Source organism: Prosthecobacter sp., assembly GCF_044373815.1.
In the GTDB taxonomy this organism is placed as follows: Bacteria; Verrucomicrobiota; Verrucomicrobiia; order Verrucomicrobiales; family Verrucomicrobiaceae; genus Prosthecobacter.
Genome location: NZ_JBIPNG010000207.1, coordinates 1 through 10,839, shown reverse-complemented (window position 1 = coordinate 10,839; position 10,839 = coordinate 1). Strand labels below are relative to the sequence as shown.

Genomic DNA, 10,839 nt, shown 5'->3' with positions numbered 1-10,839 from the left:
TCACCGGCGGCAGCCAGCGCTGCACTCCGCCAAAACCCACCACTCCCACTTCATCCCCCTGCCGCAGCGCGATGAAGGCGATGAGCAGCATCGCATTCAAGCAGTGATCAAACTGGCTGAGTCCGCCGTCCAGCGCACGCATGCGCCGGCCGCAGTCCGGCACCAGCAGGATCGTCTGATTGCGCGTCTCCTCGTAGTCACGGCTCACCAGCATGGAGCGGCGTGACGTGGCCTTCCAGTCGATGCGTGAAAGCACATCTCCGTCCTGGTAATCGCGCAGTTGATGGAAATCCAGCGAGGCCCCCATGCGGCGGCGCTTGACGATGCCCATCTGCTCCACGCGATTCGCCATTGCCAGCAGGGCAAAGCGCACCACCGGCTCATAGTTCGGGTAGGCGCGCGTCTGGCTCTCCCCCGCGATGAAGTGCAGCCTCCGCCACAGGCCAAAGGCCGAATCCACCAGCACATGCGCCCGTGTGAAAGCATGCTGCCCCCGGCGCACAAAGCGGGCCTCATACGAGATCGCAGCAAATTCACCCGGGGGAATGCTGACACGATGTGGCAGCCCTTCCGCCTCCGCCGCCGTCGGGATGCCGTCAAACACCTCCAGCTTCAGCGTGCGCCTTGCCGCATGCGTCACCGTCAGCGTCACCGCAGATCCCACCCCCAGCGCAAAACGTCCCGGCAGCGAGCGCTCACCCGTGATGCGCCCACGTCGCGGCAACGTGAAGGCATCCACCACCAGCGCCAGCAGCAGCAAACCGCCCCCGATCTGCCAGAGCACGGCCAAGCTCTCCCAGACACACGCCACCACCGCCAGGACAAGCCAGGCAAACAGCACTTTGAGCAGCAGAGCGGTCGGGCGCATGAAAATCAGACGCGGGGCGCTTCGATGGTCTTGAGCAGCGAGTTCAGCATGTCATCCACGCTCTGGCCGCTGATGGCGATTTCCGGTGCCAGCTGCACGCGATGCCTCAACACCGGCAGCACCGCACGTTTCACATCCGCAGGCGTGATGAAGCTGCGACCTTCCAGCAGCGCATACGATTTGGCAATGCGCACGAGACTGATCGCTCCGCGCGTTCCGGCACCGAGCGAGATGGCGCTGTGCTGGCGTGTGGCGCGCACGATTTTCACCGCGTAGTCCACCACCTGCTCCACCGCCTGTACCGCAGCAGCTTCCTCCTGCGCTGCCAGGATGTCCTGCGGCGTGCAAACCTGTGGAACTGACGAAGTGGAGAGCCCCCCGCCTGACGCGCGCGATGACACGGCCTTCACGATCCAGGTCTCATTCGCCACATCCGGGTAGTCGATCAGCACCTTGAGCAGAAAGCGGTCAAGCTGCGCCTCCGGCAGCGGATATGTCCCTTCCTGCTCGATGGGATTCTGCGTGGCAAAGGTCATAAAAGGAGGTGCCAGCGCGTGGCTCTCACCGTCAATCGTCACCTGCGTTTCCTGCATCACTTCCAGCAGAGAGGATTGCGTCTTGGCAGGCGCTCGGTTGATTTCATCCGCCAGCAGAAGATTGGCAAACACCGGCCCGCGCCGCACGCGGAAGGTGCTGCTGCTCATGTCAAACAGCGTGTGCCCGCAGACGTCGGAGGGCATCAGATCCGGTGTGAACTGAATGCGGCGGAAGGTGCCGCCAAACGTGTGGGACAGCGCCAGCACCAGATGCGTTTTTCCCAGTCCCGGCTTCCCTTCCAGCAGCACATGCCCCCCGGCCAGCAAGGCCGCCAGTACCTGATACAGCACCTCCTCCTGCCCCACAAACACCTGGCTCACCGCTGCATGGATCTTCCGAAAAATCTCCGTGCTCCTCGGCACGACAGGCGGCGCAAAACTGCCAAGCGGTGGCGGTGTGTAAAGGCTGGAAACGTCAGGTTCAGGAAGAATCGGATTCATGGAGGTATGGGTGATATTTTAAAGAGCACGGCGGATGGTCTGAAGATCGCGCATGAGATTCACAAACTGATGGGCGCTGTTCGGCGGCGTCATATCAAACGCATCGGTCACCCGCTTGACCGGCAATCCGCTGCGGCGGGCGATTTCCTGGGCGAGTGAGTCGTTCATCTGTCGGCTGCCATCATCAAGCGATCGAAGCCGCTCTCTCACACGCTCCCACACCGCATCTCGTGCAGAATTTACCAGCAGCGCCACGCGCCGCATGCGCCAGAAAAACTCCCCCAGCGCGCCGATGTGGCTGGCAAAATGGCGGGTCGAATCAAGCTCCACCTCCGCCAGCGGCCCAAAACGCGGCATCTGCTGCCAGAGCCAGAAGCCGAGGCACAACGCCAGCGTGACAACGGCCATCCAGCCATGCTGCCACAGCAGTCCAAAAAAACTGCCCGTGGTCGCGGCGACAAACAGCACCTCCTTGGAGCCATGCTCACCGACAAGCGCGGACAGCCAGCGCGCGTGATCCTGGTCTCCGATCCAGTGATTTCGGAAAGGGCGTGCATGCGCCAGCAGCGTGACCATGCCCATCCCATGCCTCAAGTGCAGCGCAAGCGACTCATCCTTGGGTCCGGCGGAAAACTCACCCGGCAGCAGCCTGCGTTTGAGGTCTAGGCTCTGGTAGCCGCCGAGACCGAGCTGGTAGGTCCTGCCATTCCATGAAACCTCCTGATTGGACACCTCCCTTATTTTTTCCTTCCAGGCTTTTTCCACTTCCTCATCCTTGGCGCTCGCCTGCTCGCCAGCCTTGCTTTTCAGCAGGTCCTTGACCTCCTCCATCGGGAAGCGCTTCTGCACCCCGACACCGAGCTGTTCCATCACCGGATCTTTCTGCTTTTCCAGCAGCACGGCGGAAATGAAGTCGCCAAACTGCGTTTCAAAGTCGTTGTACGGCCGAGTGCCATCAAGGAAGTAGATGAGGTGCCCGCCGCTGTAGGTCCAGCGCAGCAGCTGTTTCGCCCGGCCTTCAGCGAGTCCACCTTCGCCGGAGACGAACATCACCGCCTCATGCGGCGGCAGTTTCACCAGCGACTTCTCAGCATGAGCCTTGTGACCCAGTTCATTGAGCAGCCGCTCCGCCGCCAGGAACGGATTCACCCGCGCCTTGCCTTTGTAGCCCGTGGTTCTCTCCACATCTTCCCAGTGGCCGCCATCGCCATCCCCGCAAGCACAGAGCAGCAGTGCGCCCGCCAGCGTCAGTAAGCCGCGAATGAAGTGCCGCATCACGCCGCACCTCCTTTCTCCACAAACGGCCACCGCTCGCACAGCGCCCCCATTTCAGCGTCTGAAACCGGCATCACCGCATACGCCACCTGCACCCACGCGCCCGTCAACTGGCGGAAGTAGTCGGCCTCCGTTTGATCTCCGGCCTGCAGCACCTGCACCAGGCAGTCCTCCTCCGTGTCACTGTCCGTGATGGGCACCCGGCGGCGGATCACCAGCCACGAAAGCGAGCCCCGATACAGCAGACTCAGCGCCTCCTTGAAATCACCCGCAGCCCATGCCGCACGCGCTGCGGCCACGACGTCCTCCGGCAGGCTCTCGCGCGTGATGTTCATCCCCATGAGCACCTTCGGCGCCCGCACCGGCGCCTTGCTGGCACCGCGTGAGAGGAAGAGATGGCGGTTCTTCACCAGATAGATGATCAGCCAGCTCACCAGCCCCACCACCAGCATCCAAAACAACAGCTGGAATAAGACGGAAAAAAAATCCAGCCCCTGTGACTTAGCCCTGCCCGCCTTCTCTTGGCTCTTGTCCTTGTTTTCATCCTTCACCCATTCCGGAGTTTTAAGCTTGTGAATTTCAAAGTCAGGATCTTGAAGCACCTCCCGTGCGACGATGGCCGGATCCTTCTCGCCAGCCGCCTGCACAGCAGACTGAGCACCACAAATCATCAGCGCTACAATGATCATCGCCGCAGTCGCGGAAGTCAGCCGCGCAGCCAGCCGCCGAAACGCCAGCTCCACATCCCAGCCTTCAATGCGCGTGCGGCAGTTCAAATACAGCGCAAAACCCGCCCCCACATAGAAGGGCTCCATCAGCGTGACGATGACCATGTGACAGACCGCCCCCCACCATAGAAAAGCATCCGGAATCGTGCTCTCGAAATCAAAGGCTTGAAACAGCCCCTCCCAGTCCGGCTGCGCGGATTCCGGCAGCAGGCTATACGTCCCCCACATCAACCCAAGCCAGGCAGCGAGTTCGATGTTGGAAAACGCCAGCGTCATCGAAAGCCCCGAGCTTCCCCCATCCATCGCCAGAGTCTTGATGCGCCTCTTCACCGCCGCACCACGCAACCCCTCCAGCATCTGCGCCGGCAGCGCAAAGCTGCGGATGAAGGACAGCCGCCGCCACAGCAGCGCAGGCAGAAAATTCGTGATCCACAGGCGTGGCCACTGCTTCCAGGTTTCAAGAAAGGTGGGCCGCTCGCCAAAGGCGGCGCGGCTCAGAAAGAACAGCGGCACACGGTCATACAGCGGCTTCAGCCACCACACGACCAGCGGAATCCATGCAGGCGAAGAACTCAGCAGCACGCAGACAAGCCCCCACAGCGGCCCCACCGTGCACACCCACAGCAGGAGGATGCGGCCAAAGTCACGCCTCACCATGGCGCAGCCCAGGTCCACAGCCTCCCATGGCTGGCGTGGCCGCAGCGTGACGGTGATGTCCTCAAGCCGCATCCGTCTGCCTCCTTCCGCTGAGCAGGAGAAACGCCGCCACCAGCAGCCAGCACATTCCACCAGCAGTGAATTTAATCACGAGCGGCAGATCCATCGGCGACCAGAATCCTTCAATCACTGCTGCAATGCTTGTCATCACCGCCGCACCCACCAGCAAAGGCAGCGCCTTGCGCCCTGCCAGCACCAGCGCCGTACGCCGCTCCATTCTGCCGGGGCGCAGCACCGACCAGCCCACGCGCATGCCGGCCATCGCCGAGATCACCGCGCCCGTCATCTCCGGCGCACCATGCGCGACCACCCACGCGTACAGCGTCAGCGGATTGCCCGAATAATGCACATAACCAGCCGCCGCACCAAAGTGGAGGGAATTGAACAGCAGAACAAACAACGCCCCCACACCACCCAAAATGCCGCCCGCGAAAATCTTGAAGCCGATGCTGACATTGTTCCAAATGTAGTGGCAAAACGCCGCAAAGCCGGAGCCGAAGCTTTCACGCACAAAATCGGAAGGCTTGCTGGCCTCCCCGTACATGCTCTCGATCTGCACCATGGCATCCGGCCCAAGAAATGACATCGCCCATTCAGGATGTGACGGCGTGACGACGGCGATCAGCACCGCCGGCAGATAAAACAAAGCCGTGCACCACCAGAACAGCTTCCACTCCGCACGCACCGCCTGCGGAAACTCCACCACCAGCAGCCGCGCCAAAGCATCCCATCCTCCGGAACTGTGCCGCTCCAGCACACGGTAGCTGCGGATCGCCAGCGCATTGAGGTGCTGCGTCAGGCGCTGCGGGCTCATGCGGTGCTGCGCCACGCTCAGGTCATGGCACACCTGCCGGAAAGTGGCGGGCAGCTCCTCCACCGCAGCCGTGGGGTGTGACTGCTCCGCTTCCTTCAGCAACGCCTCCAGCTTCTGCCAGCGCGGCTCGATCTGCTTTTCAAACTGGGCTGGAGTCATGAGCGGAACATGGCTGCTCCTTTCAGCGGTGGCGGACTGCCGCTTTTGTCTTCCGGGTCCTGCAGCCACAGCGCCATGCCGCACAGCCGGCGCAGTCCTTCCACTCCGGTCGCCTCGGTCAACGGTTGCACCAGCGCGGCCAGTTCGATCCGCCGCTCATCTGCCCACAGCGGCGCACGCTCCAGAAATTGCAGCAGCGCCGCCTGCTCCTCACGTGTCAGCACCAGCGACGGTGCACGCCTTTCCGCACGGATTTCCACATGCGGCGCGATGGATTGCGGCACCTCGGCATACGTCACCACCGTGTTGGCCACCAGATCACCCAGACGCTGAAATCGCTTCGTAAACAGCATGCACACGATGCCCGTAAGGTACAACCCCGGCATGAAATCCACCACCCGCAAAAAATTGCGCATCACCGCCTGCGCCACAGACACCGGCCCGCCTGTCACGCTCATCACCCGCAGTTTCATGGAGCGCTGCCCAGGCGTCGCCCCCTTCGCACCGGCCTCGAAAAACACGTTGTAAAACCACTCCATGAAAAAAGCAAACAGCAGGGACAGTCCGCGTGTCATGTCCTCGCCAATCATATCCTGCAGCAGCCAGTGCGCACAGATCGCCATCACGATGTCGATGCCGATGCGGATGATGAGGTCGATCAAATAAGCCATGCTGCGCACCGCCGGACCCGCCACGCGCAGTTGAATCTCCACGCCGTCCGCGAGTTCGACTGTTTGCAAGGTGTCCGCGCGTGCCGCTGCCATGAGCGATCAATGAAGCGGTTCCGTTTGGTTTTGACAACCCGCGAATTATTTTCGTAGAATTTGTAAACGCCGGGTATTGTTCCAGCGCTCATACTTCCACCTTTCGCCCGCCATGGAATCCCCCCTTTCAAATCCTTACTCCTCCCCAGTCGCCAATCTCTTCGGTTCCGCCACCAACAGCGCTGCAGAGGCTGTTTCCCCCAGCACGATCGCCCAGCTCGCTGGCACCAAGCCTTGGGTTCGTTTCATGTCGGTGATCTTCTGGCTCGGGGGCCTGTTTTTAGTACTCCTGAGCGGCTTCTACGCTTTGCTCGCCGCCTCCGGCACGTTCAACAACGATTTCAAAAGCAATCCTGCAATCGCGGGCAATCCCGTGTTCACAAACAATCCCGCGTTCCTTGCAGGCATTTTGATTGGCACATCGATATACCTTGGCGTCTTTGCCTTCCTCACCATCTACCCCGCTCTGAAACTTTGGAAGTATGCCAATAGCATCGGCAGACTGATGGCCTCACGCTCCATTGCGGATCTTGATGCCGCGCTGACCGAGCAGCGTCGCTACTGGAAGTTTCACGGCATCATGACTCTCATTGCCATTTGCATGGTCCTCATCGGCGTCATCGCCTTTTTCGCCTTGATCTTCACCGCCATCAGTTCGGGCATGAAATTCCCTCGCTGATCTCAGCCCATCAGCGCCACGGCGATCGGATCCACCAGCGGCTTGCCCACCCGCGTCAGTCGCACGTGGCCTTCATCGTAGCTCAGCAGCCCCTGTTCACGCAGCGTCTCTAGCATCTTGCGTGACTCCGCATGGATCAATTCCAGCGGCAGCCCGCGTGCCGTGCGCAGTTCCAGGCCAAAGCGCTCCGTGCGGCGTTGATCCGGCGTGAGCTCCTCCACATCCACCGCTGTTTCCTCACCAGCCAGCGTCATCGCCATGTAGCGCGGCGTGTCCTTCACGTTGTTCCAGCGCCTCCCGCCCACCGTCGAAAATGCCCCAGGCCCGATGCCGAGATAGTCCTCCCCCAGCCAATAGGACTCGTTGTGCACGGAGCGATGCCCCGACCTGGCGTAGTTTGAAATCTCGTAGTGCTCAAATCCGCCGCCCTCCAGTGTGTCGATCGCCAGATTGAAAAACTCCGCATCACGGCCTTCGTCTTCGCGATACTCCCCCGCTTTGAGCCGGCGGAAAAAATCCGTGTCCTCCTCATAGTTGAGGTTGTAGGCCGAAATGTGATCCGGCTGCAGCGAGATCGAATGCTCTAGGGTTTTGCGCCAAGTTTCCACGCTCTGCCCCGGGATCGAAAACATCAGATCCAAGTTCAAGCTCGGAAAGCCCGCCTCCTTCAGCACCTGCCAGGTCGCTTCCGCATCCGCCCGGGCATGGTCCCGCCCCAGTGTTTTCAGCGTCTCGTCATCCCAGGCCTGAATCCCCAGGCTCACCCGCGTCACGTTCATCTCGCGCATGATCGCCGCTTTTGAAGCCGTCACGGTGCGTGGATTCGCCTCCATCGTGAATTCCACCACTTCAGTCATGTCCACCCGCTCCTTCAGTCCACGCAGCAGCCGCTCCAGATGCACATCACTCAGCATCGTCGGCGTGCCACCACCGAAAAAAATCGTCTGCGGCTTCAGCGGCTGCTTTTCCGCCTCCTGCAGCAGCGCATCCACAAACGCCATCATGTCCGTCCCACCCGGCGTGTGCTTGTGAAAGCTGCAGTAGGGGCAGATGCGGTGGCAGAAAGGAATATGGACGTAGAGATGCTTCACTCTTCGTATGCTAGCAGAGAATGCTTGCTCAGGCATCCAGCATCTACCATCTAGCATCCCCCTCATGTCCGACGAAACTCATCACGAACGCGAACTTGGCGGCCAGCTGCTGGCGTCGGTCTCCCGTTCGTTCTACCTCACGCTCAAAGCCCTTCCCAAGGAGCTGCGCGAGCCCATTTCCCTCGCCTACCTGCTCGCGCGCACCGCAGACACCATCGCCGACACCGCCATCGTCAGCGCCTCCGTGCGGCTCGACTGCCTCGAACGCTACCGCTCTCTCGTGCGTGGCTCGGGCGAAGTGCAGAGCCTCGCCAGCACCCTCATCACCCAGTTCTGCACCCAGCAGAGCGACGACGCCGAGCGCCGCCTCATGGAAAAATTCGCCGATGGCATCGCCTGGCTGCGCACCATGCAGCCCGTCCCCCTCGCCGCCATCCAGAGCGTCCTGGAGCACATCATCGACGGCCAGATGCTCGACATCCGCCGCTTTCCTGCCGACGGCCGCTTGCGCAGCCTCGCCAGCGCCGAAGAGCTCGATCAGTACGCCTGGCTCGTCGCCGGATGCGTCGGCGAATTCTGGACCCAGCTCTGCGCCACCGAACTCCCCGGCTCGCTCGATCCCACCGTCACCACCCAGCAAATGCAGGAATGGGGCGCACGCATGGGCAAAGGCCTGCAGCTCATCAACATCCTCCGCGACATCGGCGAAGACACCCGCGACGGCCGCTGCTACCTCCCCTGCCAGCCCGCGGACATCCAAACCGAGTGGAGCCTCTGGCTGCAAACCTGCACCGAACACCTCGAATGCGGCCTGCTCTACGTGCAGCACGTCACCCATGGCAAGCTCCGCTACGCCACCGCCCTGCCCCTGCTCCTCGGCATTCAAACCGTCGCCAAAATGCGCTCCTCCCCCTGGGACAAGGTCCAGCAAGGCATCAAAATCTCCCGCCTCGACGTCGCCAGCATCCTCGCCCAGGCCGCCATCGCCTGCCGCAGCGCCACCGCCATGGAAAAGCTCTACCGCAAGCTCGCACAGGGTTGATCTAACTTTAAAAACCTGCCTGGCGGCTTCCCGCCACCGGCGAATATGCTTGCCGGAATGCCGGATCATCGCATAATTAATTCCGTTCGATGAATAGTGAACAAGGCATTCACCTGCTTTCTCAAACGATTCCTGCCCTGTGTCGGCTGCTATTGCCAGCCCGCACGCTGCAACTTCCCAGAGAAATCTGACGAGTGCCCAAAATCACCGTGCATCGTCCAAACATCCCATTTTGGGGCTATAGCTCAGTTGGTAGAGCGTCTCGTTCGCAATGAGAAGGTCAGGGGTTCGAATCCCCTTAGCTCCACCACTCTCCCGCAGATTGAATCTGCGCTGCGAGACAACAAAGAACCTGGATTGCGATTCTCATCGCCACCCTTCCCTTCCGCGTCAGCGAAAATGCTTACTTCTTCTTCGCAGGCTTGGCCTTCGGGCTCGGGCTCTCGGCGATCTGGTCCTGCTCGACCTGTCGAGCGACGGCACGTTCGACGTAGTTGGCAAAGCTGCGACCGTCGAGCGCCGCATATTTCTTCGCCAGCTTGGCGATGCGTGGATCAATGGTAATGCTGGTATTGATTTTCATCGGGTGGCAGAATGTGGTATTTTAACCCCTTGTGCAACAGGCAATTGCAGACCGTTGCAAGGCGCTTTGAAGGGCTGTGCCTCGTCATTTACTGTTCGTTTGCCTCCTCTCAAGGTGGCCGACCATGCGCTTTCAGCGTGAGGTCGTCTGACAAAAAATGGCGGTGAGGGAGGGACACTCCGACACCACCTTGCCAACCATTGAATTTCAATGGATTAGAAAATGGGACACTGACCTAGTGTATGCCTCTGGTGTCCCATCTTTACAAGAACGAAAACCTGAGATCATCAAGATTTCCGGTCTGGCTCTATGGAATACATTTGTCTATCATGTTCGATGGCTCCCCCTCTCATCATTCTCGCCGACATGGACAGTCAAACAGCCGCTGCATGGTTCGCAGCTTGGGGAACATGGATTGCGGCTGTCGCATCTACGGTAGTTGCAGCGTTAGCGATTTTTGGGGATTGGATTCGAGGCAAATTTTTCAAGCCCAAATGCATTTTGGAATGTGGAATTTCCGATGCTTTTTGGCACGCTTTGGAAAATGCAAATGGGACGACATTTAGACAGATTCGCCTGCGTCTGTTAAACATTGGCAATGCGCCAGCCCATGAAATTGAAGTGCATTTGCTAGGCGCATTTAAGGTGAGTGGTAAAGACAGAGTCGCCTTAACCGGATTTGTGCCTGTAAGACTCATGTGGACGCATGGCGGGCCTGCCGCCAAGAGCTACCTTGCACCTGCAACATGCGCGTTTGTAGATTTCGGCACCCTTTCGCCTGTGCCGGGACATCATCATCTGTCGGCCCCCGCGCAATTGTCTCTAAACGTAGAAGTAGCAAACACGAACCTCTGGATGTATGGAGGGGGCACCTACCAATTTGAGCTTGGTGTGGTCACACCCGCAGGCTACCTGCGCCGGAGTGTTTTCGAGGTGTCATTTGATAACCAATGGAAGCGGTTCACTGACATGCAGGAAGTCTTGGATGGAAACTTTAGCATCAAACAGATTTACGAAATCGCGTGTGAAAGCTAGCAGGCCCCAAGTGCAAGACTAGTTCCTGTATTCAAAAAAGGGTTCAC

11 protein-coding genes and 1 tRNA gene are annotated in these 10,839 nt (G+C 60.0%); 4 read left to right on the top strand and 8 right to left on the bottom strand.

What is annotated here, in order from left to right; all coding sequences use genetic code 11:
• From ACIREA_RS17030 to ACIREA_RS17005, 6 genes are all read right to left on the bottom strand, one after another.
• Positions 1–868: DUF58 domain-containing protein (locus ACIREA_RS17030; RefSeq protein ID WP_397383505.1), on the bottom strand; the 868-nt coding region annotated here is incomplete at its 3' end.
• Positions 869–873: 5 nt separating this feature from the next.
• Complete coding sequence (locus ACIREA_RS17025; RefSeq protein WP_397383503.1) at positions 874–1,905, bottom strand: AAA family ATPase; 1,032 nt, start codon at positions 1,903–1,905, stop codon at positions 874–876.
• Between the two features lie 18 nt (positions 1,906–1,923).
• Positions 1,924–3,180 carry a hypothetical protein gene (locus ACIREA_RS17020; protein ID WP_397383502.1) on the bottom strand — a complete coding sequence of 419 codons (1,257 nt, stop codon included), beginning with the start codon at positions 3,178–3,180 and terminating at the stop codon, positions 1,924–1,926.
• Positions 3,180–4,637, bottom strand: a complete 1,458-nt coding sequence (locus tag ACIREA_RS17015; protein WP_397383501.1) for a DUF4129 domain-containing protein — start codon at positions 4,635–4,637, stop codon at positions 3,180–3,182. The genes ACIREA_RS17020 and ACIREA_RS17015 overlap by 1 nt, the downstream gene beginning before the upstream one ends.
• Positions 4,627–5,598 (bottom strand): stage II sporulation protein M, encoded by a 972-nt coding sequence (locus tag ACIREA_RS17010; protein ID WP_397383500.1) that lies wholly within the window; start codon positions 5,596–5,598, stop codon positions 4,627–4,629. The genes ACIREA_RS17015 and ACIREA_RS17010 overlap by 11 nt, the downstream gene beginning before the upstream one ends.
• Positions 5,595–6,362, bottom strand: a complete 768-nt coding sequence (locus ACIREA_RS17005) for an RDD family protein (protein ID WP_397383498.1) — start codon at positions 6,360–6,362, stop codon at positions 5,595–5,597. Before ACIREA_RS17005 ends, ACIREA_RS17010 begins: the two co-directional genes overlap by 4 nt.
• Before the next feature lie 112 nt (positions 6,363–6,474).
• Between ACIREA_RS17005 and ACIREA_RS17000 the strand changes: the two genes are divergently transcribed.
• A complete protein-coding gene (locus ACIREA_RS17000) occupies positions 6,475–7,041 on the top strand; it encodes a DUF5362 family protein (RefSeq protein ID WP_397383497.1) in 567 nt (188 codons plus the stop codon).
• A gap of 2 nt (positions 7,042–7,043) precedes the next feature.
• Here the strand turns inward: ACIREA_RS17000 and hemW are convergent, their stop codons facing one another.
• A complete protein-coding gene (gene hemW / locus ACIREA_RS16995) occupies positions 7,044–8,132 on the bottom strand; it encodes a radical SAM family heme chaperone HemW (protein WP_397383496.1) in 1,089 nt (362 codons plus the stop codon).
• 64 nt (positions 8,133–8,196) lie between these two features.
• Here hemW and ACIREA_RS16990 point away from each other — a divergent pair, with 64 nt between their 5' ends.
• Both ACIREA_RS16990 and ACIREA_RS16985 read left to right on the top strand, forming a co-directional pair.
• Complete coding sequence (locus ACIREA_RS16990) at positions 8,197–9,174, top strand: phytoene/squalene synthase family protein (RefSeq protein WP_397383495.1); 978 nt, start codon at positions 8,197–8,199, stop codon at positions 9,172–9,174.
• Between the two features lie 234 nt (positions 9,175–9,408).
• Positions 9,409–9,484: transfer RNA gene (locus tag ACIREA_RS16985), tRNA-Ala, on the top strand.
• 93 nt (positions 9,485–9,577) lie between these two features.
• Here ACIREA_RS16985 and ACIREA_RS16980 read toward each other — a convergent pair.
• Complete coding sequence (locus tag ACIREA_RS16980; RefSeq protein ID WP_397383494.1) at positions 9,578–9,757, bottom strand: hypothetical protein; 180 nt, start codon at positions 9,755–9,757, stop codon at positions 9,578–9,580.
• A gap of 336 nt (positions 9,758–10,093) precedes the next feature.
• Here ACIREA_RS16980 and ACIREA_RS16975 point away from each other — a divergent pair, with 336 nt between their 5' ends.
• A complete protein-coding gene (locus ACIREA_RS16975) occupies positions 10,094–10,792 on the top strand; it encodes a hypothetical protein (protein ID WP_397383492.1) in 699 nt (232 codons plus the stop codon).
• Positions 10,793–10,839 lie beyond the last annotated feature (47 nt).